Source organism: Chryseobacterium sp. FH1, from assembly GCF_000735135.1.
Taxonomy (GTDB): domain Bacteria; phylum Bacteroidota; class Bacteroidia; order Flavobacteriales; family Weeksellaceae; genus Epilithonimonas.
In genome coordinates this window covers 51,628-75,754 of the sequence record NZ_JPLZ01000009.1, presented here as the reverse complement: position 1 = coordinate 75,754, position 24,127 = coordinate 51,628, and the positions used below count along the sequence as shown (strand labels likewise).

Annotated in this window: 17 protein-coding genes; 5 read left to right on the top strand and 12 right to left on the bottom strand. The window is 37.5% G+C overall.

What is annotated here, in order from left to right; all coding sequences use genetic code 11:
- Window positions 1-306: 306 nt before the first annotated feature.
- The 5 genes from IO90_RS18025 to IO90_RS18005 form a co-directional block, all read right to left on the bottom strand.
- The gene (locus IO90_RS18025) at window positions 307-1,113 is read right to left on the bottom strand and encodes a DUF4350 domain-containing protein (protein WP_034970768.1); all 807 of its coding nucleotides are present in this window, start codon (window positions 1,111-1,113) and stop codon (window positions 307-309) included.
- A 164-nt stretch (window positions 1,114-1,277) separates the two neighbouring features.
- Complete coding sequence (locus tag IO90_RS18020) at window positions 1,278-4,055, bottom strand: glycosyl hydrolase (RefSeq protein ID WP_034970767.1); 2,778 nt, start codon at window positions 4,053-4,055, stop codon at window positions 1,278-1,280.
- Window positions 4,056-4,423: 368 nt separating this feature from the next.
- Complete coding sequence (locus IO90_RS18015) at window positions 4,424-5,746, bottom strand: rhamnogalacturonan acetylesterase (RefSeq protein ID WP_034970766.1); 1,323 nt, start codon at window positions 5,744-5,746, stop codon at window positions 4,424-4,426.
- A gap of 1 nt (window position 5,747) precedes the next feature.
- Entirely contained in the window at window positions 5,748-8,603 is a 2,856-nt protein-coding gene (locus IO90_RS18010; protein WP_034970765.1) for a glycoside hydrolase family 2 protein, read from the bottom strand.
- Window positions 8,600-9,973 carry a glycoside hydrolase family 28 protein gene (locus IO90_RS18005; protein WP_034970764.1) on the bottom strand — a complete coding sequence of 458 codons (1,374 nt, stop codon included), beginning with the start codon at window positions 9,971-9,973 and terminating at the stop codon, window positions 8,600-8,602. Before IO90_RS18005 ends, IO90_RS18010 begins: the two co-directional genes overlap by 4 nt.
- Window positions 9,974-10,360: 387 nt before the next feature.
- Between IO90_RS18005 and IO90_RS18000 the strand changes: the two genes are divergently transcribed.
- A complete protein-coding gene (locus IO90_RS18000; protein WP_228374718.1) occupies window positions 10,361-13,324 on the top strand; it encodes a LamG-like jellyroll fold domain-containing protein in 2,964 nt (987 codons plus the stop codon).
- A gap of 145 nt (window positions 13,325-13,469) precedes the next feature.
- Here the strand turns inward: IO90_RS18000 and IO90_RS17995 are convergent, their stop codons facing one another.
- From IO90_RS17995 to IO90_RS17975, 5 genes are read right to left on the bottom strand one after another with little or no spacing between them, the layout of a single operon-like run.
- The gene (locus tag IO90_RS17995) at window positions 13,470-14,306 is read right to left on the bottom strand and encodes a sugar phosphate isomerase/epimerase family protein (RefSeq protein WP_034970760.1); all 837 of its coding nucleotides are present in this window, start codon (window positions 14,304-14,306) and stop codon (window positions 13,470-13,472) included.
- A gap of 27 nt (window positions 14,307-14,333) precedes the next feature.
- Window positions 14,334-15,746: a carbohydrate porin gene (locus IO90_RS17990; protein WP_034970758.1), complete on the bottom strand. Its 1,413-nt coding sequence runs from the start codon at window positions 15,744-15,746 to the stop codon at window positions 14,334-14,336.
- 1 nt (window position 15,747) lies between these two features.
- Window positions 15,748-16,992: an L-fucose:H+ symporter permease gene (fucP, locus tag IO90_RS17985; protein WP_034970756.1), complete on the bottom strand. Its 1,245-nt coding sequence runs from the start codon at window positions 16,990-16,992 to the stop codon at window positions 15,748-15,750.
- A gap of 9 nt (window positions 16,993-17,001) precedes the next feature.
- A complete protein-coding gene (locus tag IO90_RS17980) occupies window positions 17,002-17,916 on the bottom strand; it encodes a carbohydrate kinase family protein (protein WP_034970754.1) in 915 nt (304 codons plus the stop codon).
- A gap of 37 nt (window positions 17,917-17,953) precedes the next feature.
- Complete coding sequence (locus IO90_RS17975) at window positions 17,954-18,961, bottom strand: LacI family DNA-binding transcriptional regulator (protein WP_034970751.1); 1,008 nt, start codon at window positions 18,959-18,961, stop codon at window positions 17,954-17,956.
- Between the two features lie 391 nt (window positions 18,962-19,352).
- On the opposite strand from IO90_RS17975, the gene IO90_RS17970 reads away from it, so the two are divergent.
- The 4 genes from IO90_RS17970 to IO90_RS17955 are packed head-to-tail and all read left to right on the top strand — an operon-like array spanning window position 19,353 to window position 22,765.
- Window positions 19,353-20,261 carry a universal stress protein gene (locus IO90_RS17970; RefSeq protein WP_034970749.1) on the top strand — a complete coding sequence of 303 codons (909 nt, stop codon included), beginning with the start codon at window positions 19,353-19,355 and terminating at the stop codon, window positions 20,259-20,261.
- A gap of 9 nt (window positions 20,262-20,270) precedes the next feature.
- The gene (locus IO90_RS17965; protein ID WP_034970747.1) at window positions 20,271-20,717 is read left to right on the top strand and encodes a GNAT family N-acetyltransferase; all 447 of its coding nucleotides are present in this window, start codon (window positions 20,271-20,273) and stop codon (window positions 20,715-20,717) included.
- A 1-nt stretch (window position 20,718) separates the two neighbouring features.
- Window positions 20,719-21,834 (top strand): alanine racemase, encoded by a 1,116-nt coding sequence (locus tag IO90_RS17960; protein WP_034970744.1) that lies wholly within the window; start codon window positions 20,719-20,721, stop codon window positions 21,832-21,834.
- A 37-nt stretch (window positions 21,835-21,871) separates the two neighbouring features.
- Complete coding sequence (locus IO90_RS17955) at window positions 21,872-22,765, top strand: helix-turn-helix domain-containing protein (protein WP_131450917.1); 894 nt, start codon at window positions 21,872-21,874, stop codon at window positions 22,763-22,765.
- A gap of 53 nt (window positions 22,766-22,818) precedes the next feature.
- Here IO90_RS17955 and IO90_RS17950 read toward each other — a convergent pair whose 3' ends face one another.
- Window positions 22,819-23,259, bottom strand: a complete 441-nt coding sequence (locus tag IO90_RS17950) for a hypothetical protein (RefSeq protein ID WP_034970739.1) — start codon at window positions 23,257-23,259, stop codon at window positions 22,819-22,821.
- Between the two features lie 124 nt (window positions 23,260-23,383).
- Window positions 23,384-24,127 (bottom strand): porin family protein, encoded by a 744-nt coding sequence (locus tag IO90_RS17945; RefSeq protein WP_034970737.1) that lies wholly within the window; start codon window positions 24,125-24,127, stop codon window positions 23,384-23,386.

Genomic DNA, 24,127 nt, shown 5'->3' with positions numbered 1-24,127 from the left:
AATGGGCTTAGATCCCTAATTTCTATTTGAATCTCAATGAAAGAAAGAGCATTTAATTCTAAATCAAGCCATGGGTTTTTCCCGGAGCGGAGCAAAGTTTAATTAAATGCTTTTCTCTTTTCTAAATTTAATATTTTCCAATCATATTTTATTATTGCAAATCTAAAGGAACGGAGCTCTTTTTGTGAGCAGGAACGACGAGCAAAAATTGGGAGTCCTTCGACAAGCTCAGGATAAACTACAGGCGGATTAAGCTGCCCAAATAAATCTTCCTACACAACTTCAACCGATTGCACTTTAAAAAAATTATTTCTTAGAAGTCTGTTTCAACAACCATTTAACCCACTCTTCAGTTCCCTGATAATTGGTAAAATCTGCGGGTAACTTTTTGCCATCGATGTACTCGTTGTAGCACCACGGGTCGCCCAATGCGAAAACTGTACCTTTGCCGAATTTTGCAATGACTCCGATGTCTTTCCCTTCTGCCGTCAAGATGGCTTTGGCAGGGGATTTCACGTCTATGGAACTCACTTCTTTCATATATAATTTCTGCTCGGAGAAAATTTCGTTTCCGGCCGGAACCATCACTTTTCCCTGCTCAAATTCTCTTTTCTGGACGCGGTTGTAACTGTCATCATTAAAATGAATTCCAAATTCGCCAGCCAATTTGTTGAAATGTTCGAATTCCGAATTGCCGTTATCATTGCTCATCAGAACCAAAACCCCTCCTTTTTTTACCCAATCTGTGAGGTTTTTGATGCTGGTCGGGTCAATCAGATTGGCCTTTCCGCCATATGCTTCTTTATCAATATCGGCATCGACGATGATGTAAATATTGGCGTTTTTCAAATCTTTTTTGGTCGGGGCCGTCGTCAAAGTACTGATTTCTGCACCTTGTTTTGTGAAGATTTCGCCCAGTAAAGAAAACCCACCGTTGCTGGTGTCATTCCACGTGTAATGCCACGATTCCAGAACTTTCGTTTCTTTATTTTCCTTTTTTTCGTTGTTGAAAAAGTTGTCTAAAACCACTTTCGGTTTCTGCTGAGCATTGGAAAGACTGAAGGACAGCAAAGTTCCTAATGCGAATGTTTTTATGATATTTTTTGTACTCATTTTTAATGATTTATTTTTTGAATTCGTGAATTTTCGAGTTCACATTTTATTTTTGTTTTTATTGAGGCTTCGACAAGCTCAGCCTGACAACGCAGAATTAAATTCTGATTATTAAAGGTGTCACACTGAGCCTGCCAAAGTGTTTGTCTCATTGTAAAATAATTTTATTTTGAATAATGAATTGGAATTAATTGAATTTCTCCGTCCAGACCGGAAGGCTGAACTTTCCAGTTGGATGCATCAAATGGCTTATAGTTAATATTCACAAAATTGATTTCGTGGTAATTTCGCCACTGGATTTTCTTTTGGTCCATATCACGGATTCGGTTCGCCATCAGGTTGCAGACTTCGATTTGGATGGTATTTTTTCCTTTCTTCAAATATTTTCCGATGTTGATTTCAAAAGGCAGACTCCAGACAATTCCGGCATCCTGACCGTTGACAATCACGCGAGCACTTTCATAGAGTTTATCTAATTTCAGAAGATAATCGTCGGCGTTTTTCTTTTTTAATTTTAAAGTCGTCGTGTACACTCCGGTTCCGGAAAAACTTTGGGTTGAAGCATCTTCCGTTAAGTTCGTCCAAGGTTCCAGCTTCTTCAAAGTTTTGGTCTTCGGAAGTTCGGGACCGCCCTCTTTGAAAGTCAGTTGCCAAGGTTGGTTTAAAAGAATCGGCGCTTCTGTTTTTTCAGCGTAATACCAATTGGGAATCGAGGTATAAATATCTTCGGTATTTTTTATAATTAAGGATTCTCCTGATTTCAACTGAACTTTTACTGAATTATTCTGAGTCTTTGCAAGTCCATAATCTCCATTTTCAGGATTCATCAAAGTCACTTGTTTTCCAATATAATTTAACTGAATATTCTGATTGATTTCCTTTGAAGTGTGGTTGACGATGTAATAATATTTTCCGCCATCGAACTGTCTTCTGACGAATTTCAATCCCGTGTCGGTCAGTTTTTCTGTTTCAATTTTTAAATATTCCAAAGCTTTTGCAACATCAGAACTCAGCACAATTTTACCTTTACCAACGTTTGCCATTCTTACATTTCCAGTCTGGTTTTGAAACGGAATCTGATTCCATAAAGATTTTAACAGCATTCTTCTTTTTTCCACTTCAAAGTTTCCGGGAATATCTTTGGGTTCGTTTTGAAATATGACAGATGCACCGTTTTGCGCCAAATCCATAATATTTTTTAAAGTAGATTCCGGTAGATACGTCAGTTCAGGAATGATTAAAACCTGATAAGCCGAGCCTTCTTTCGAAACCTGAATCTTCTGATTTTCCGACTTTGATTCACCAATCATTTTGTCCGAAATCATATCGAGAGAATAACCCATTTTACTGAGCTTATTCATATTTTCATACATCGGAGTCGTCACTAACCATTTTTCCACGTTATGAACTTTGAACGTCACATCCCTCCCTTTCGGACTTGCCCATTGGTCGTAAACCGGCCAGTACATCAGCAGTTCATTATCCGATTTTCCGCTTTGTAAAACAGATTGCGTGCGTTCAATATAAGAATTCAATCCTTTCAGATGTGGCCATAAACTGTTTTCAGGAACGAAATTTACTGAAGCATAAAACAGCCATCCCGGAAACTTCACGTCCGCTGGCGTGTACGTCGTACCGTGGTAAAAAACGTGGTTGATTCCCGATAAAAATACCTGCTCTACTTCCGGTTTTGCCTGTGACCACGAGGTTTTGAAATGTTCTGTCAGCCAGGTAAAAGTTTCGTTGGAAGTTAATTTTTTGCCTGTCACATTAGCTGCCGAAGAAGCAAATTTCAACATATTAAAATCCGGCATATCTGATTTCTGAATGTCCGCAGTATCTCTCTTCAACCCCGGAATCTCAAAAATCGAACTTCCGAAAGTTTCAGATTCAGGAATATCAACTGCTGCATATAAATCCAACAAATTTCCCGGCGAACCGTGTGCCTGATTGGTGTTTTTTGAGTTTTTGGAATGCGCCCATTTGGTAAAATCTTTTGTAAAATTATTTAAAATCAATTCATTGAGAGTTTCTCTGTAATCCGATTTTACCCTTCCTGCAGTTTCATTTTCCTCGTTGCTCACGAGATATTTGATGAACGGACTTAAATCATAGCCCCTTCTTTTTTTGAATTCATTTAAAAAATCCGGTGTCCAGTCGGCGTTGTAAACCTCATAACTGTCATTGAAAAAAGACCTGATTCCATAGTTGGAATTTCCAAAAGCCTTGTCAAAAGTTTTCAGATAATCCTTCGTTGCGTCTGGCGAAAAGTGGTCTAAAGTGTAACCTTCGCCACCCGGCGCTGCACGTTTCACCTTTTGTAAAGTTTTACCTACGAAAACTGCGTAAACCGTCCATTTTCCTGAACCTGGTTTCCAGTTCAAAGTTCCGTCAGCATTGATTTTATCCGTTAAAACTATTGCTTCATTTTTTTCATTGTAAGCCGTGACAACATCAAGTTTTATTGTTTTTAAATTCTTTTGTTTCTCATCTTTCAGAACGATTTTATCTGAAAATTTTTCACCCGATGCAATCGTGTAGGCCTGAACAATCATTTTTGTTGCCGCATCCTGTTCGTCGACTTGTGGACCACCAATTGGCCAACCTGTTCCGACTGACATATCAACGCCCATATTCAGGCTTTTTGCTTTGTTGGTTGTGAACTGAAGCATTTTCATCCACTCCGGAGAAAGGTAAGTCAGGTATTGTTTTTCAAAACCTTTTGCTCCGTAAATCGGCACGATTTCCACGCCTCCGAAACCTGCTTTATGTAAAGTAGTGAGTTGTTTATCCAATCCTTTTTCGTCGACGCCATTTCCCATCCACCACCAGCGGGTCCACGGTTTTGCAGTCTCGGTGGTTTGTGGCCACGGGTTTTGTGCGGAGAGATTTCCGAAGGCAAAACAGAGGAGACTTAGACTGACTATATTTTTAATTTTCATTTTTGACTGTTTAATTTAACCACGAAAGCCACAAAAGATTTTTGGACACATTAGTTACTTTTTAGTGAGCGATTCGGCTTTTGAAGAGAGCACATTAGTTTTTAAAAATCAAAGATTTTTTTTGTTACGTTTTGATTTCGCCCTTTCAGGACTCGTTCACAATTTCTTTCACTTTATCATTGGGCTTCACCCAATGCTTTTGATAACGTCCTTTCAGGACTATCAATTTCATATACATTATTTCTCTCAACTCTTTCCTTGAGCATACTCAGTATGAAAGGGAAATATATTGAAATAACTCTCGTAGAAATTTTGCTCCCTTTAGGGCTGGGGCAAATAAAATTTCTTTTCGAATCATTCTATTATTTTTAATTTCCATCAGGCTTCAGAGATTCCATAAAAACAGATTCCGGCCAGTGGAAGTCTTCAATTTTATCAGGTTTATTGGGGTTAAAACTTTTATAATTTTTAGAAATATATTTCTTTAAAGTTAAATTTTGGTCGACGATAGATTTCACGACACATTTTGCCAATTCGTAAGCGCCATACGTATTGAAGTGCGTGTCATCCGATAAAGCTGTGAGTTGATTGGGATAAGAATTTGCGGGATAGTGCACGAATGCTTTCTTTGCTTCTTCCGGTCCCATCGCTTCGAATAAGGTTTTGCTTAAGGCATTCAAATCAATTAAATCGACTTTTACTTCCTTCGCAATCTCACGCATTGCATCAGGAAAATCATCTAAAGTATTGATGATTTTATTGTTTTCATCAAAAACTCTGCGGTTCATTGAGGTGACCAAAACAGGAATTGCACTTAGTTCTTTGGCTTTCGAAATCCATTCTTTCAATCGTTTTTTGTAGCCGGATTTAGTACTATTGTCCGCTTTTTGGTCGTTGTGCCCAAACTGGATGAACAAGTAATCTCCCGGTTTTATTTTATTCCAGATTTTATCAATTCGGTGGCGGTCTTCAAAGGCTTTCAGCGTTTCCCCGCTCTCTGCGTAATTGGCAATCACGACTTCATTTGGGACGAAAAAATACGGCAACATCTGTCCCCACGACGCCCAAGGTTCGTACTGCGCATCCACAACTGTCGAATCGCCGGTCAGATAAATAGTTTTCGCCGTTTTGTTGGGCTGAATGATGACCGAACAAACTTTCGGAGCTTTGTCATTAAATTCAATCGTAAACAGATTATCCCAATGCAAATATTTTCTTTCTCTTGGTTTCAGTTTTACAATTCCGATTTGAATTCCTTCCTGATTTCGGATAATGCTGTCTTTGACGTGAACTGTGATTTGTTTTTCGACGATTTCAACTTTTTTTGTTTTGATATCATTCAGCATCAGACGGCGGTTTTCAACACGAACTGTAGTTTCGGATGCTCCTTTTGTATCGCCAAGATTTAATGTAATATTATAATTTCCTTCAGGAATCGCGACTGAAAAATAGAATGGTTCATCGCTGGTTATAAAATCTCCCATCAAAGCATTTCCGCCGTTATCAACAGATTTCAAACCGGAAATATCCATAAATCCGTAACCGATTTTCTTATCAAATTTCGATGTTGATGTGATGGGAATAAATCCGTTTTCGGTTCTGTCTGTACCAAAATCAAACTTGAAACTCGTTTGTTGCGCGAACAGAAACGAACCTAAAAACAGCATCAAAAATCTTATCCAGTTCTGCATTTTAATCTGTTAAAATATTTTCTTTCGGCATTGTGAACTGCCTATTTTCACCGCCCAAATCAGGAAGACCAAAATAGAAATACAAAGTTCTTTTGAATGTTCCTTTCAAATGATTTGGTTCACTTTCTGGGCCTAAAGTCGCAGTATCATTATTAATATTAAACGCCAAAGCTGTTCCCAACGGCGGAATGGCGTCGAGGAAAGAAATATTTCCTGTCGGCAGTTTCGGGTAACCTTCAGCGCCGTAAATTCCATAAAAATCAAAAAGTCTGACGAACATTTTTTCTTCTTTCGTTCCGACTGTTATTTTTCCCTCTGCCGTATTCAATTGCAACCACGAAATATCATCGAAATAGCCTTTAAATTCAGGATAAATCCAAGGTGAAAAACCTGTTCTGGTTGAGTTCTTGAGATTTTGCCAGACGTTGTAAGTCTGTCCCTGAGTTCTGTTTTTCCAAACGTGATATGGACCTTTGCCGAGCCACTTTGCGCCGATGACATAATTTTCAGGATAGTCAAAACTTACACCTGCGAACTGGTAATCTCCGGAAAGCGAATATTCATAATTCAATTCTAAAATTCCATTCGGATTCAGTTTCCAAACGGCTTTTTTCCCGTCTTTGTAGGAAATCTGAATGACTTGATTTTGTCCTTCTGCAAAAGTTTTTATGGAAGATAATTCCGTTTTTCCATTCACGAAAACCGGTCCGTTTCGGAAGGTCATTTTTTTGCCTTTTTTGTCTAAAATAATTGATTTTAATAATCCATCTTTTTTTCCAAATGAAAATTCTTTCTCGTCTGATTTTAAAATAAATAATGAATCATTTTCTATAATTGAAACCGGAAACTCTTTAATTAATGATTTCGAAAACTGTCTTGAAATTTCATCATTAGATTTTATTCTCCAAGTCCACGTGTAAATTTCTTTTCCAAAAGAATCTGTTGCAGTCAGCATTAAAGCTTCGCTTTCTTTCCAATTCGCAGGAAGATTTAAATTAATACTTCCTTTTTCAGTCGGTTTAATATTAGGAGACTCAACTTTTCCATTTTGAATTACATCACATCCGGATTCTGATGAAAAAGGTGTTTTGAATTTCACCAATTTCCATTCAAACTGACATTCATTTAAGTTCGTGAAATGATACCGGTTTTCAACAGGAATTGTTCCATTAAAATCATTCGGTAAGGTTTTCAAATCAATTTTTACCGGACTGTAAATTTCCCGAATCGCGTAAAAACTTCCTTCTTTTTCACGATGCGGACCCACCACTCCATCCGGAGCGTTGATTGCGTTGACATCGATTTGATTATTAAAATCGGTTCGTACCAAACCTTCGTCCGCAAACGCCCACAGAAAACCACCCGCGCCTTTTTTGGAATTCCAGTGCAATTCCCAGTAATCGGCCAAGGAAGTTCCACCACCGCCGTCATCCTGCGCGTGCAGAAACTCGGTCGGCATATAAATATTTTCTCCTTCGAGAATTTTTTTGGTGCTGTAATAATCTTCGTAATGATTGCAGTCGATGCCGTTGAAAGCGTTTCCAGGCTTATGATGCGCGTGAATGACAGGACGGTTTGACAGGTCATATTTTGCATATTCTGCATCCAAATCAAAATTATGTCCGCCCTCATTTCCGTTGCTCCAAAAAATAATGGATGGATGATTGGCATCTCGCGTAACCATTTCTCTCACGAGTTTTTTGCCAACTTCCGTGCTGTATTTTTTTTGCCATCCCGCCAATTCATCCAAAACATATACACCCAAAGAATCACAAATCTGAAGAAAGGATTTATTCGGCGGATAATGAGAACAGCGAACGGCATTCATATTCATTTCCTTGATAAGCTGAACGTCCATCAAATCGATGTTTTTGTTGACCGCTCTTCCGGTTTCAGGCCACCAAACGTGACGGTTGATGCCTTTCATTTTGACTTTGGTTCCGTTGATGTAAATTCCGTCGCCTTTGCGGATTTCAACCGTTCGGAAACCGAATTTTTCTTCGGTGTGGAAGATATTTTTTCTGTTTTTATGTAAACTGAATTTCGCCTTGTACAAATTTGGTGTTTCAGCTGTCCAGAGTTTTGGATTTTTAACCGAAAATTGAATCTGTTTTAAAGTATCTCCTTTTTGAATTTGAACGTGAGATTCGCCAACGAGATTATTTTTAACATCAAAAATTTCAACCTTCACATTGTTGACAGAATTGATTCCTTTTAAATGAATATTAGAACGGAAAGTCCCGTCTGCTTTGGCATCGATGGATGTTGATGAAATATTTTCTTTAGGGTTGACTTCTAAATAAACCGGACGGAAAATTCCACCTAAAACCCAATAATCTGCAAGACGTTCTGCGTTGTTGACTGATTTATCGGCAGACATTTTGGAAACCTTAACTTCTAAAATATTTTCTTTTCCGAATAGTATTTTGTCGGAAATATCATATTTAAATTCATAAAAAGCGCCCTGATGAATTTCTCCGGCCAATCTTCCGTTGATTTTCACCTCTGTGTCGGTCATCGAACCTTCGAAAACGATGTTCACTGATTTTCCTTTCCACGAATTCGGAACTGAAAATTTATGTTTGTACAGACCTACTTCATCATTGAATTTAAAATTCTTGCCGTAGGTGACGTAATCTCTTCCATAATTGTACGAGCCAAATCCCTGCTGTTCCCATTGAGAAGGAACCTGAATTTTGTCCCAGCTTCCCGATTTTCGTCCACTGGTTATCCAAAAATCCCATTCTTTCGTATGCTCAGAATCTGTCCCGCTCAGGAATTGGATTTCCTTAGATTGAGAATGCAGAAACTGTGAGCAAAAGCATAAAAAAACGAATATTTTGGAATAAAAACTCATTTAGCAGAAATATCGGAATCGTCTTTTTTGTCGTAAGATTGCGAGAGAGAGGCGACTTGCGTCACATTGATATTTTTTTGTTTTAAATTCTGAATGTGATTCAGGTTTTGCATTTCAGGCTTTAGAGCTTTTATTTTGAAATTCTCAAACGTGAAATCTTTTAAATCGAATAAATCTGATTTTTCAACAGAGAACGCCGTTTCACAACTGATGTCGATATTTTTTATCGTGATATTGTTGGCCAAACCTTTTCTCGGTCTTTCTTCACCTTTTAAATCAAAAAACTGATTCCAGCCTTTCACATATAAGAAAGTTTTTACATTCCCTGTGATGTTTTCAACCGTAAGATATTCGTAGTGCTGAGGCGTGTCAGGACGCATTTTTAAATGTAATAATCTCGAGGCATCGTTCACTTTAGAGTTACGAAGAATCACGTTGTAATTATGAATTGATTCACTTCCGCAGGTCAAAACGCTGTGGCAAAATCCGAAACTGTTGTCTTCGATAAGAATATTTCTGTTTTCACCGTTGTTCGGGTCTTTATCGGATTTTGGACCTTTTCCGCCTTTCAAAGCGATGGCGTCGTCATTGACTGACATATAGCAATTTTTAATCAGGAAATTGGTACACGCATCGATGTCAACCGCGTCTGTACTTGGTGCTTTCACAGGTTCTTTCGGAGCGAGAATCGTCAGATTTAACAATTTAACGAAATCACTTTTGTAATAGTGCGTACTCCAGAATGGAGAATTTTTAATCGTAATTCCTTCAACCTGAACATTTTTTGAATTAGAAACGTAGATAATTCTAGGTCTCATTTCATCCATATTCGTACATTTAGGATTCCACTCGCGTCTTTTCCAGAATGATTTCCAGAAGCGAAGTCCGTTACCGTCCAAAGTACCATTTCCTGAAATCGTAAAACCGTCCAATCCGTCAGCATTAATTAAAGCAGGAAAATATTTTACCGTCTGACCTTCCATTCTTGTCATCACAATCGGAAAGTCATTGATATCGTCACTTCCTCTTAATTTTGCTCCATTCTCGAGATGTAAATGCGTTCCCTGTTTGAAGAAAACCGAACTGATTAAAAAAGTTCCTTTTGGAACGATAATTACACCTCCATTTTTTGAAGCTTCATCAATAACATTTTGAAGTTGTTTTGTTTGGAGAATTGTACTATCATTCTTCACACCAAAATCTGTGATGATATATTTCTTTCCTAATTTACTAATGTCAGTTGGTTTGTTTTCTTTAAACCACTTGTCGATTTTGGTTCCGTCTGGCCATTTGTCCTGACTTTTTAAATTTGAAAACGAAAAAAGAATTGTAAAAGCTAAAAATAGCTTCGGTATATTTTGAAATTTCATAATCGATTTTATATTGCTAATAAACGAATTTTAAAAATATAGCTTCTTGCGATTGGGAGCATCCTGCCCTCTCCTGCCGAGAAATTCAAAAAATTTACATTTAAGTTATTTTCTTCAGAATTGAGAGAAAATTATGCTTTAATAAAATTATTAATCACAAATTAATGAATCGTCTTCAAACTTCGATGAAATCTTAATTTCTATTCACATTCGGTTAACATAATATTCAACCAAAAGCATAACAATCTGATAAACAATTAGATAAAAACAGGATGCGACAGGACGGTTGTCTTAGTGGTTGTTTCTAATTTTCCATCACATCAAAAAGCTTATTTCTAATCAATCAGAATTATTGTTATGCGAGAAAAAAATTTATCTATTAAGCAAATGCTTAAACTTTGCTTGTTTGGCGGACTATTATCGACTTCGGTTGGCTTGAACGCTCAAACTTTAGCATTTCCAGAAGCGACTGGTTTCGGCAGATACACTACAGGAGCGAGAGGTTCAGCGAATCCTGAAATCTATTTGGTAACCAACTTAAACGACAGCGGACCTGGCTCTTTCCGTGATGCAGTGAGCAAGGAAGGTCGATTTGTCATCTTCAAAGTGGGTGGCATTATCCGGACTCAGTCTCAAATCGTCATTTCAAAAAATACGACAATTGCAGGACAAACTGCGCCTGGAGAGGGAATCGTTTTGCTCGGTGCAAGAGTTACTTTTACGGGAGCTAGCAATACGATTGCGCGTTATATGAGAATACGATTTGGCAATACGGCTCAGAATCAGGATGCATCGGGTTTGTCAAATGGGGCGAATATGATTTTTGATCACATGTCCTTCACTTGGGGAACCGATGAAGTTTTCTCCATCAACTGGGACAACAAAGGCGAAAGTCCTGATAATATCACGATTCAGAATTCTATTATGGGACAAGGTTTGCACCGTCACAACCATTCTGCAGGAGGATTGATGCAACCTTCTGGCGGAAAAATCAGTCTCATCGGAAACTTGTACATCTGCAACAAAACCCGAAATAATAAAATCAAAGGAATCAACGAATTTGTGAACAACATCGTCTACAATTGGGGAAATTATGGAAATACGTACGGACATACAGAATCGGGCGATGCTTATATAATGGGTGGAGATTCGGCAGGAACTTCGGATGTGAATATCATTAACAATTACTTCATCGGTGGTCCAAACACCAGCAATTCGGTGACTTCTCCTTTCAACAGAGGGAATGACAACTTCTTTTTGTATGGTTCGGGAAATTATTTTGACAATAACAAAGACGGAATCTTGAATGGAAATTTGGTTCCTGCGGATTTGACAGGTTATCCAACTGGAGACATCAATTCCATCAAATCTACGCCTTACGATTATCCGATGAAAAATCCAGTTCTTACTGCTCAACAAGCGTATGAAAAGGCGATTTTAGATGTCGGAGCTTCTTATCCGAGAAGAGACCAGGTTGAAAATCTGATGATTTCTGATTTGATGTCAAAAGGTACAACCGCAACTTATGTCTATGTTCAGTCAGATTTAACGTCGAAATTTGGATTTACAAACGGTGGTGCAGGTCATGTGTATGGAGCTCCAGCGCCTTTGGACACTGACAATGACGGAATGCCTGATGCTTGGGAAGATGCGAACGGATTGGACAAATATACACCAGACGCTCTGAATGTCAGCACAACCAATGCGCCATACTTGAACATTGAAGTTTACATCAATAGCCTTCCAAATCAGACTCCGCCAGGTTTTATAATTCCGCCGACTGATGTTAATTTTACGAATGTTACGACAACGGAAGTTCCGCCGTCAAGTTCTTTCACAGTCAATTGGAGCGATAATGCAGACAATGAAACCAATTATATTTTGGAGCGTTCCACAGACGCAACCAATTTTTCAGAACTTGCAACTTTGGGAGCGAATGTTACGAGTTACGATGAAACCAATTTAACACCGAATACGCAATATCATTATCGTGTAAAAGCTATCAATGCGACGGAATCCTCGGTTTACACTTCGGTTGCTTCTATCACCACACCTCCAATTCCATCGGCACCATTAAAAACCACAACTCCGGACCCAACAAATGGAAACAATAATGTAGAACTGACAAGCGGGAATCTACTTTTGAAATGGTCTGGAAGTACAAATACGACCACCTATTCAGTTTATTTGGGAACTAATGCATCAAACTTAAGCAAGGTTGCAGATGTTGCTTACTCAAATTCGCCGTCTTATCAATTGACTGGATTGAATCCCGCGACGACTTATTATTGGAGAATAGATGCGACCAATGAAAAAGGAACAGCAACGGGTGACGTTTGGAATTTTCACACCTTGACACCAAGTCTTGTCGGTCATTGGCCTTTCCAAGAAGTGCCTTTGGAAGGTGAAAAAATAGCGGATTTAACTGATTACGAGAACGAAGGGATTTTGGATTTGGCTTATGATAATTCTAATGTAAGAATCCCCGGAAAAGAAAATTATGCGCTAGATCTAGCAACTTCGCCAAGCAATATGTACATCGCAAGTATTCCGAATCATGAACATATCCAATTTGGTAAGAATTCTTTTACCGTTTCCTACTGGATGAAAGCGCCGGCAAGCATGATCCCGAGTTCATCTTCTACAAGCCTCTATGTTTTGTGCAAAGGTTCCATCACCAAAAATGCGACGACCGAAGCCACCGGAAGACGCTTCAATGTTGAGATAAAAGGCGGACAATTGCGATTTGCCATCGATGATGATAAAACGAAAAAAGAAATCTCAACCAGCGTTGCCAAATATTTCACCAATGAATGGGTAAATGTAGTGATAATGCGAGATGTGGTTGCCCATAAAATAAGAGTTTACACCAATGGCGTTCTTACTGTGGAAGGCGATGAAACTGGAGTAACTGATATTGGCGAAGCAAGTGATTTTGTCATCGGGAACATTGGACAATTGGAATTGCAGGCAACAACCAACGCTCCTGCGCCATATAAAGGTGCGTTTGATGAGTTGAAAATGTTCAATTATGCACTAACGCCTGCAGAAGTAAGCGCATTGTACAGCCAGACGACTTTGAGCACAGATAAATTCATAGCAAAAAAAGGAATTGTTTATCCAAATCCGGTGAAAGATCAACTCTCAATACAACTTCCGGATTACAAAAAATCAAATTTGATTGCAATTTTACGTGATATGACAGGGAAAATAATCATCAAAAAAGAGATTGCCTCTAATACAAAAGGACTTTTCATATTGGATATTCCTAGCAGCAAATTGTCAGGAAATTACATTTTAAATGTCTCTGGCGAAAACCTGAATAGCACGTTTAAGATTATTGTAAAATAAAATCAAATTTTCATACAACAAAACCCTTTCAACACAAGATTGAAAGGGTTTTATTTTCTATTAATGAAGCAATAATAGTAATTCAGGAGACTTGTAAGAAAAGAATTTCCGAGAATGTATATTCCCCTTATCTTTTTAAATAATACTACAAATGGAGTTTCAGGAAATCTAAACTTTTCACAGCTAATTCATCTGCATCATAAGGAGATTTCTGCCAAAGCGAAACCATCTGCTGCAGTCCTGGAATCGAAGATGAAAAATTCTCTAAAACCAAATTTCCTTCAAAATCTATTTCGTTCAAAGCTTTGAAAAGCTCTTCCCAATTGACCGTTCCTTCTCCTAACATTCCACGGTTAGATTCTGTGATATGGACGTGTTTCAGTTTTTTTCCGGCAAGAATGATTGGATCGTAAAAATTATTTTCCTCAATATTCATATGAAAGGTGTCGAGATGAAGGAACAGATTATCTTTTCCAGTTTTTTTAATGAGATTCAAAACATTTTCTGCCGTATTGCAAACGTAAGATTCATAACGGTTGATGGGTTCAATTCCGATATTGACACCTTTTTCTTTGGCATAATCAGCAACTTTGCTCCAAACTTCTACAATGATTTCAGATTCATTTTCTGTCAATGGATTTCCTGAAAACACACCAATTCCACCGTGAAGAACACCACCTAAAAAATCAGTTTCGAGTTCCGAGGTTTTGTCAATGGCTTGCTTTATTAGTTTTTCTGCAAGTTCGGGATAGAATGCGATGTGTGCTTCTTTCGGAAGATTCAGTGAACAGACAACATCCAGATGATGATCTTTCAATTGTTGTTTTACTTCTTGAGAATTAAATTCCATTGAGGTTGGCAATAGAATTTCTATCAGATCAAAACCTGCACGGGCTGTTTTTTCTATCGCATATTTTCCTGCTTCCGGATTCCAATTTGGTGTGATCCAGGAAAGCAGTGATGCTCCAAATTTTACTTTCATTTTTTAATTTTAAATTTTAAATTTTAATTAGAAAATCCACCATTCCGTTCTTACGCCAAAATAAGTCCCGAATCTCTTCGCTCCGGATTGCTGTAAAAATGGTGAATACAAACTGTTCATCGCCTGATCATTGTACCTAGAAACTTCTGCAATGAAACGAATATGCGGTCTAGCCCAGACACTTCTTTCCGAGGTCGGGACAATGGTTGGCGCTAAAACTAATTTCGTCATCGAAGCTGGATTTTGATTGCCGTCTTTCCTTGTTGCAAAATGAAGTTCTGAGAGAATATGGATCCAATTATTGAAATAGTAAGTCGCTCTCAAACCTGTATTGAATTCAGTTTTTTTATTAAAAATCTCTCTTTGATAATAGTCGATTGCTTTGTTATTACTTTCCGAACCTCCTTTACTCATCGTAAAAACCGCATAGGCGTTGGCAGACCATTTATTGGAAAGATTTAACAAAATATGTTCGACTGCGGTCAATGAATAAGCACCTTTATAGTTTTTCGTTATTTCGTCAGGAGCGCCGTAAGTTCGCCAGGTTTGGGTGTTTCCGCTGTCTCCTCCGTTGGCAATTCCGCCTCCGTATCTGATCGATATTTGATTGAAAGATCCTGTAATTTTTGTTTTTAAATTGGTATTTAATTTTGCTCCCAAAACCCAGCCTTGGTCAGACTTATATTGCTCCATCGAGTTTTTGCCTGATTTATCGACGTTATGAAATTCGGCCAGAAGTTTCAGTTGGTGACTGTTATTTTTGAATGGAATGATCTGTTCCAAAATAAAAACTTCCCGTTGTCTGTAGATTAGATTTTTTGTTCCACTAATGACATTCGTGTAAGAATATGGCGTCGAATTACTGGCTGCCGTATCGATCGCTGCAGGAAAAAACATAGAGAATCTTGTATTCTTATGTCTCACGCCCCAACCAGTCGCTGAATGGTCATCGAAGTAAAAATAATCTGCAATATGGATGTCATCATATCTTAGCCATCGCGAACCAGCCCAAACATCCCAGTCGCTTCCCATAATATTTCTAGCTTCCACAAAGGCCTCCGGCAAAGCGATGATCATTCCCTGATTTGATTTTGAATCTACATTCCCAAGAAAAGTGCCGCCCGAATAGAAACTCAATCTCGCCTGCATATCTATCATTGTAGATCTCACACTGTCGCCGTTGACAACCGGAGTGAAATGAAAGGCTGGCAAAAAATCCACATAATCGCCCTGATCCATTCTTCCACCCAATGAACCTTGATTATTAAGATTCAGTTGTCTTCCGGTCTTCCCATCTGCGTTTGGGGAATATCCTGCGCCAATTCTTCCCGTTGTTCCAAAGGAAAAATCCTTGTTTTTGATAACAATTTGAGCGTGAAAAACCTGGCTGATGATTAAAATAAACCAAAAGCTGTGCTTAAAAACATTTAAATTTTTCATTTTATTTAAGTGTCTTCGGCTTGTAAAACTTCAAGGCAAATAATAGAATCACAGCATAACAAATAATCGGAAGAAGATAAGCGTGCGCAATATCTGTTTCGGCAATTTTGCCCATCAAAGGTGGAAAAACAGCACCGCCAAACATTGCCATTACAAGGAACGATGAAGCTTGTGGAACTTTGTTGCCCAATCGCTTCAAACCAAGGCTGAAAATTGTAGGATACATTACACTCAAGAATAGATTTAATAAAATCAAACTTATGAAAGATGCCCAGCCGAAACTTTGGGAAATGATCAAACACAGAACGATATTACAAGTTGTGAAAATTGCAAGAAGCTTATTCGGAGCTATGAATTTCATTAAAAATGTTCCTACAAAACGTCCGATCATCATCATTGCCATACTTAAAGAAAAATAATAAGATGCCTCAATTTCCGGTAGATGCATTTTTTCTACACCATAGTTTATAAAATACGCCCAAGTTCCACCTTGTGCAGCAATATTGAAAAACTGTGCAATCACAGCAAAAATAAAATGTCTCTGCTTGTAAAGTGGTGCGTGAGGATCTGAAACCGAAGCTTCCACTCCATTTTCCTTCTCAGAGATCTGAATATCTTCTGCGTGAGGATCTTTCAGACTTGGAACTTTAATAAAAGAAAAAATAATGGTGATGGTTAAAATAACAAAGCCAATCCAAGTGTAAAGATCTTTGACGGAATCTAATGAATTATCATCCAAACCCGATTTCCCGAAGATGAAAAAACCACCTAAAAGCGGACCGATGATTGCACCCAAACCATTGAAGGACTGTGCGAAATTAACTCTTTGATCACTTGTTTTCTCATTTCCCAATGCTGCGACAAATGGATGCGCCACCGTTTCCAAGGTCGCCATTCCCATTGCCAAGACGAAAAGTGCAATTCTAAAAAAGTTGAATGACATCTGATTGGCAGCCGGAATGAAAAGAAAAGAACCAAACGCAAAAAGTGATAATCCCAAGATCACACCCAATTTGTAACCAAATTTCTTCATAAATAATCCAGCAGGAATTCCCATCAATGCGTATGCTCCGAAGATTGAAAGCTGTACCAATCCTGATTCTGATTTTGATATTTTCAGGACATTTTGAAAATGTTTGTTTAATACATCTCCCATCGTCAAAGCAATCGCCCAAAAGAAGAATAATGAAATCACAAATGCCAGTACGACATAGTATTTCTTTTCTGTAAATTTTGCAGTATTCATCGTATTGATTTAAATAGTTTGACCGTAATGTTCTTCACGGAAAGATTTGAATTCCTCATAAGTATAATCTGGACAAGCGCCAGATTTCGATGTGATAAATGCACCTAAGGCAACCGCTTGTTTCATAATCTCATCAGGTGTTTTCCCTTCAATCCTTTTAGATAAAAAACCGGCTAGGAAAGAATCTCCGCTTCCGACAGTGTCATTAACTTCTATAGAAACTGCTGAAAAATCGTAACTTTTATCTCCCACAAAATATCTTGCACCTTTGCTTCCTTTGGTCAACACGATTTCATTCAGATCAAAATAATTTTGAAGATATTTTATACTGCTGTCCTCATCGATGTATTCTTTGTCCAAAAATTCGATGATCTGCCTCAGTTCTGCTTTATTCATTTTTACCAAATCGGCTTTACCAAGCAATGTTTTCACCAGATCAAAACCGATAAAAGGCGGACGGAAATTAACATCAAATACTTTGAATTTTGCAAACTCTATCAATTGGAGCAATGTATTTTTTGATTCCTCATTTCTTGCAATCAGACTACCGAAAACGAAAGCTTCAGCATTTTCCACAAGTTCCCGATGTTCAGGAGAGATCTTGATATGATCCCAAGCTACATCATTTACAATATCATAATGCGCTTCACCATGTTCGTCAAAATTGGCAATGACAGTTCCTGTCGGTTTCTCGTCATCGATTTGAATATATTCCGTAGAGATATTCCAGCTTCTGATTTGTTTTAGAAGATCATTTCCTAAAGTATCGTTTCCGATTTTGGTAATCATTTTGACATCTACGTCCATTTTGTCTAAGTTGTAGGCAACATTGAAAGGCGCACCACCTGCTCGGCTTCCCGTTGGAAAAATATCCCATAGGACTTCTCCGAAACAGACTGCGTAAGAATTTTTATTTGTATCCATTTTAGGTTAAACGTTTAAGTTTATATTTAAAAAAATATTATTTGGTTGAATTTTGAATTATAAGTTCTGCCGACAAAGTAATTTTTTTGGCTAAAGTCGAATATTGATTGATCTGCATATCTAGCAATTTAACTGCTTCATCTGCCATTTCCTCCAGAGGTTGTTTTACATAAGTGATATCAGCAGGAAATAACTGATATGCATCTATCTCATCAAATGCCACAACCGAAACATCAGTCGGAACTTTGATATTATTTTTTACCAGATAAGAAAGACCAGCCACAGCAAGCTTGTTACTTGAGAAAAACAGTGCAGTGTTAGCGGGATGTCCACCTAAAACATCTTTAAGTTTCGATTGAATTTCCCCTGCGATATTTTCTAAGCCAACCAAAATATGTTTGGTTGAAACCATTTTTCCTGACTCCGCAATTGTTGATTCGAAACCGTTTTGACGGTCTAGAAGATGGGGCAATTTCGTATCATAACCAACATAGATTATTTGATCAAAGTCTTTGTTGATCAAATAATTGGTCGTGTTTTCCGTAATTTCTCTATTATTTAAAATAATCCCTGGAATGTTAACACCTTTCAAATACCTGTCGATGGTCACCAATGGATAATTTTTTTCTACCAATTTCTGTAGAATTTCTTCCGAGCCTGCGACTGGTGCTACGATCATCCCGTCAACTTGTTGTTGCGAAAAAAGTTCTATCAATTTTTTAAATTTCTCTAGATTCTCGTCAGAACTTCCAATGATCAAAGTATATCCTAATTTCAAAGCTTTGTCTTCCAAATGCCTTGCAATGCTGGAATAAAAATCGTTTGAAATATCCGCTACAATCAAGCCTAATAATTTGGTTTTATTATTTTGAAGGCTTTTCGCAATTCTATTTGGAACGTAGTTAATCGTTTCAGCAATTTCAAAGATTTTTTTCTTTGTGTCTTCACTGATTCTTTGTCCCTCTTTGCGGTTGAGCACATAAGATACAGTTGCCACGGAAACTCCGGCAATTCTGGCAATATCTTTAATCGATGCTCTTTTCATTAATCTTATTTACAATGCAAAGTATTTAATAATAAATTTAATAAACAATAGTGATAATCTTTTCCCTAATTCAGAAAAAAGTGTAATTTGGGAAATTTTTCAACCATCAGATTTAGTTTCACATATTATTGAATATCAGTAATTTAATATTAAATATCATTTCTAAATTAATTTTATAATAATAAATCAATGCAGTGATGTTAAGTTTTGGTTAAACGTTTAATCCAAATTATTTTGCTTTTTAAAAATTTATATTTGAAAAATAATGATTACATTCCATTTGATGATAAAAAAAAATAGATAAAATATACCATCATCACAGTCTTTTCTAACATCAATTTTAAGGGTTTTGATAGATCTTTGCAGATTAATATATCTCACAGAAATCACTATGCAAAATTCTATCAATACAATTCTAGTAACCACTGACTTCACGGAAAAATCACAAAATGCTTTGGTGATGGCATTGAACATTGCGTCAAGGCATCATTCCCGAGTAATTGTGCTTCACAATATCGATAATTTTTTCGTGATTGACAAGACGGGAAAACAATTATTGGGAGCTGATATTGTGCAAGATAATGTAGAAAAAGCTGAGAAGGCATTGCTACTATTAGAATCATCATTAAAAACAAAATATCCGAAATTATTCATTGAATCAATTCTTAAAAATGACAGCTTGATTCACGGTATCAATGAAGTGATTGAAAATGAAGATGTCGATCTGGTGGTTTGTGGAACTTCTGGTCAGCAGAATTTTTTGCAAGTTATTATCGGTTCGCTGTCGTACGAGATTCTGACTGGTTCAAATGCATCTGTACTTTTGGTTCCAGAAAGTTGTGTGAAATATAACTTTGACAAAATACTTGTACCAGTCAGGGTTTTGGATGATTTATTAGATAAAATAGACTTATCACTTACCATTGCAGAAAAAAATAAAGGTGTCATCAGTCTTTTGGGAATCAGTGGTAAAGATGATGTGCGCGAAATCAGAAATGCTTACATAGAAGTACGAAAAACCCTCGAAGAAAGTTCTCAAGAATATCAATCTCAGTTTGTACAGACTGGCGAAAAGGCGATACAAATTTCAGAGTATTCCAAGGATGACGAGGCCGATATTATCATTCTCAACTACCGAGATGAAAACAGCTGGAAATCATTTTTCCTTGAAAACTTTTTCAAACAAATTATTAACAACACGGATATTCCTTTGTTCTTTCTTAAGAATAAATATACCAAAAAGGAAAGTGAACCAATTACCAATAACGGCTACGACATTACCCTTCCAAATCCGGGATAAGAACAATTTATGATTACATTAAAAACCTATTCAGAACAAAATACAATAGAAGAAAACCAAAAAGAAGAAATCATTCAATTTCTCTTTGAACATTTGGATCAATACGGCGATCCGCAAAACGATATTGCTGATGCGGTCGACTATTCTCAGGGCAATCAAAACAAACCAGGCGGAATCATCGTCACGGCTACAGACCAAGACAATCAGAAACTTGTCGGTGCAGTTGTTGTGAACAAAACTGGAATGGGCGGTTATATTCCTGAAAACATTCTTGTCTACATTGCCACCGACAAAACCGTGCGTGGACAAGGTATTGGAAAACTTCTGATGCAAAACGCCATTGACTCTTCTGATGGAGACATCGCACTCCATTGTGAACCGGAAAATCCGGCAATGCACCTTTACAAAAAACTTGGTTTTACAAACAAGTATCTTGAAATGCGATTAAAAAAATAAAATGTCATACATTACATTAAATTCTCATAAACTAAAATACAACTACAATTATCTCAACCAACTTTTCGAAGAAAACCATATTGAATGGGCAGTCGTCGCCAAATTACTTTGCGGAAACGAAGATTTTTTGGAATGTCTGCTGGAATTCTCTGACAAAGAAATCTGTGACTCCAGACTGACGAATCTGAAACACATCAAAAAAATTTCTCCCGAAACACAAACTGTTTACATAAAACCGCCCGCAAAAAGATTGGCGAAAAGCATTATAAAATATGCCGATGTGAGTTTTAACAGTGAGATTGACACGGTGAAAGTTCTATCGGAAGAAGCGGTTTTGCAAAACAAAATCCACAAAATTGTGATAATGGTGGAGATGGGCGAATTGCGAGAAGGCATTATGGTAAAGAATCTCTCCCGTTTCTTTGGCGAGGTGAAGACGTTACCAAACATCGATGTGGTGGGAATCGGCACTAATCTTAATTGTCTGAATGGGATTTTGCCTGACGAGAAAAAATTATTGAAACTCAATAGCTTCAAAGAAATCATTGAAGAATCTCATCAAACCAGAATTCCTTTTATTTCTGCAGGTTCATCTGTCACAATTCCTTTGATTTTTAAGAACAAAATTCATCCTGGAATCAACCATTTCCGCGTTGGCGAATCATTGTTTTTCGGAACCGATGTTTACAGCGACTCGACCATCAGCGGAATGTATCAGGATGTTTTCAAACTGACAGCAGAAATCATCGAAATCGCAGAAAAACCAATGGTTCCGGCTGGCGACGCGGGAACAAATTTGACTGGCGAAAAACCACAACACGATTTGGCCAACAAAGGGAAAACTTCTTTGAGAGCCATCGTGGATATTGGCATTTTGGATGTTGACCCGAAACAAATTGCACCGTTATCCGAAGATATCAAAATCATTGGAGCGAGTTCCGATATGATGATCTTGGACCTTTCCGATAACCACCGACATTTGAGCGTTGGTGACACTGTGGATTTTAGTATGAATTATATGGCTGTTTTGCGTGCGATGAATTCTGAATATGTTGATAAATTAATCGATCACGAAATCAGTCCGAAAGAACTTAAGATATTGGAATTTAAGAATTAGACTCTCAAAAAGATGATTTTGTTTAATATTCCTATATTTGAGTATAAATAATGAAATCCTGACTCCAAATATCCTTTCACTGACCTTAAGCAAACTCAACTTTCATTCTCCAACGAGGAATGAGTTTTTGATGATGCCCTACTCGACGTTTCGTGAGAAGTTAAATTCGGATTCACATTACAAAAATAAATTCTTTGCTGTTTTGCTTTTTAAAGACGCAGGTGGATATTTAATTGTTGATGACCAGGAATATGAACTGAAATCGCAGACATTTTTTTTCATTAATTATAATCAGGTTTATTATTTCAAGGACTACGAGGCTGAAGGCGACGTCATTCTCTTCACCAAATCATTTTACAACCACGTTTACACAGGAAACAAAATGATAAAAAGTGACACTGCACTTCACAATGTTTCTCCATTTATTTCATTGAAATCCGAAAGTTTAAAAGATATCAATCAAACATTCAAAGAACTTTCTGCCGAATACAAATCAAATCAAATATCAAGAAAAGAAATTTTGTGTCTACTCTTGAAAGTTTTTATGTTGAAATATATTAGAAACTCTGCAAAAAAAGACCTTTTAAATCGTTCCGTGGACCATAAGAAAAAACTGGTTGACGACTTTAATGAACTTGTGAACTTGCATTACAAAGAATTGAAAACCACCTCAAAATACGCAGAGAAACTCAATCTGACAGCCAATTACCTCAATGCTCTGGTGAAAGAAACAATCGATATCACTGCAGGCCAAGTCATCAAAAACCGGGTTATTCTGGAAGCTGAAAGATTGTTGCTTCACACGACTTTGTCTATTATTGAGATTTCCTATGAGTTGGGTTTCAATGACAATTCACATTTTGGAAAATATTTCAAATCTGCAAAGGAGATATCTCCCAATGATTTCAGAATAAAGCAGTTAAAGGGATAACAGGAAAACTCCTACTTCTTTAATCTAAAATTTCTACAAGAATTTCCCAAGAATCAGCTTTCCAAGGCCACTTGAATCTCTTTTGCATCCGTCCGGGACGTTTCCAAATCTTGGTAGAAAACGACTGTGCCATCGGATTTCTTTGTGATTGCCAAAGTGTGGAATATTTTTCGGAAAAGAGAAAACAGAGGTCGTTCTTTCAAAGGTAAATATCGTTCTGTAATAGCAAAATCATATTCTGACCTTGGAAAGTCTGTTTTGTTTATTTGGACATTTGAACCTGTCACCACCACTCTATTTCGAAGATAAGTTGAGATCAGTAAAATAGGCAAGACCACAAATCCAAGCAGACTGAACACGCCGATTCTCACTGTGGGTTTTTCTCCCAACATTAGTCCATATACCAAATTGTAAAGCGAACCACCAATGATAAAAGGCGCAATGAAAGCATAGAAAACAAGCGTTGATTTGGCAAGGTTGAATGTCTTTTTCATAAGTATGTATTTGATTAAAAGAATTACAATCCGTATAAAAATAGCAATTTTATATTAATTCGAAATCAAAAAGACGGGATCAATTGGTCCCGTCTTTTATACATGATTAATGATTTTCATTAAGCTAAAATCTATAAGCCGTTCCAATCTGCGCGTAAATGTTGTACATCGGGAAACTAATTCCTGTAAATGATGATGGGAAAGCCGAGCGCAAACCCCATTGCAGACTAAGATCCACCGAAAATCTCTCACCTACATTTCTGCTGACGCCGGCATAAGCTCCATAATCTAACTTTCTGACTTTATCGGAAAAATCAAAGCTGGCAGAATTCACTTCCACTTTTTCGCCAAGTGAGCCGCCATTCCGAATATAGCCGTCTGAAACAGTTCCTTTGAATCTGGAATCGAGTAAAAATGCCAAATAACCGCCCAATCTGTAATGCCATTTTTCACCAGGTGTAAACTGGATAAATACTGGTGCACCGAGATAGAGATTTTTTGATTCTGTGTAATTGATTCCACTGAAGTCGCCTTCAAACGAAGCAGTCTCCGCACCCTCGCCCATTTGTATCATCGTGTGAAAATATATCACGCGGTCTCTCACTTTCATTCCCTTATACTCCACTCTCGGACTTATTCCTACACTCCATTTCGGTCGAAATTGATAAAGAGCTTCTACACCCAAAGAAGGATTGAAACCAGGATCGTAGCTTTTGATCTCTCGAATGTTATCTGGCAAAGGAATCGGTGACAATCCTCCGATATTAAGTCCAGCAGTGACCTTAAACTCGAACTTTTCACTACTCTTTTGAGCAAATGTAAAAATCGAAAATACGATTGACAATAAGCTGTATGTATATTTTTTCAT

Coding starts and splice junctions, on each gene's coding strand:
- IO90_RS17975 (WP_034970751.1), bottom strand. CDS start 18,961: ATGAAAAGAGCATCGATTAAAGATATTGCCAGAATTGCCGGAGTTTCC.
- IO90_RS17990 (WP_034970758.1), bottom strand. CDS start 15,746: ATGAAAAATTTAAATGTTTTTAAGCACAGCTTTTGGTTTATTTTAATC.
- IO90_RS17995 (WP_034970760.1), bottom strand. CDS start 14,306: ATGAAAGTAAAATTTGGAGCATCACTGCTTTCCTGGATCACACCAAAT.
- IO90_RS18000 (WP_228374718.1), top strand. CDS start 10,361: ATGCTTAAACTTTGCTTGTTTGGCGGACTATTATCGACTTCGGTTGGC.
- IO90_RS18010 (WP_034970765.1), bottom strand. CDS start 8,603: ATGAGTTTTTATTCCAAAATATTCGTTTTTTTATGCTTTTGCTCACAG.
- IO90_RS18020 (WP_034970767.1), bottom strand. CDS start 4,055: ATGAAAATTAAAAATATAGTCAGTCTAAGTCTCCTCTGTTTTGCCTTC.
- IO90_RS17980 (WP_034970754.1), bottom strand. CDS start 17,916: ATGGATACAAATAAAAATTCTTACGCAGTCTGTTTCGGAGAAGTCCTA.
- fucP (WP_034970756.1), bottom strand. CDS start 16,992: ATGAATACTGCAAAATTTACAGAAAAGAAATACTATGTCGTACTGGCA.
- IO90_RS17970 (WP_034970749.1), top strand. CDS start 19,353: ATGCAAAATTCTATCAATACAATTCTAGTAACCACTGACTTCACGGAA.
- IO90_RS17965 (WP_034970747.1), top strand. CDS start 20,271: ATGATTACATTAAAAACCTATTCAGAACAAAATACAATAGAAGAAAAC.
- IO90_RS18015 (WP_034970766.1), bottom strand. CDS start 5,746: ATGCAGAACTGGATAAGATTTTTGATGCTGTTTTTAGGTTCGTTTCTG.
- IO90_RS17950 (WP_034970739.1), bottom strand. CDS start 23,259: ATGAAAAAGACATTCAACCTTGCCAAATCAACGCTTGTTTTCTATGCT.
- IO90_RS18025 (WP_034970768.1), bottom strand. CDS start 1,113: ATGAGTACAAAAAATATCATAAAAACATTCGCATTAGGAACTTTGCTG.
- IO90_RS18005 (WP_034970764.1), bottom strand. CDS start 9,973: ATGAAATTTCAAAATATACCGAAGCTATTTTTAGCTTTTACAATTCTT.
- IO90_RS17945 (WP_034970737.1), bottom strand. CDS start 24,127: ATGAAAAAATATACATACAGCTTATTGTCAATCGTATTTTCGATTTTT.
- IO90_RS17960 (WP_034970744.1), top strand. CDS start 20,719: ATGTCATACATTACATTAAATTCTCATAAACTAAAATACAACTACAAT.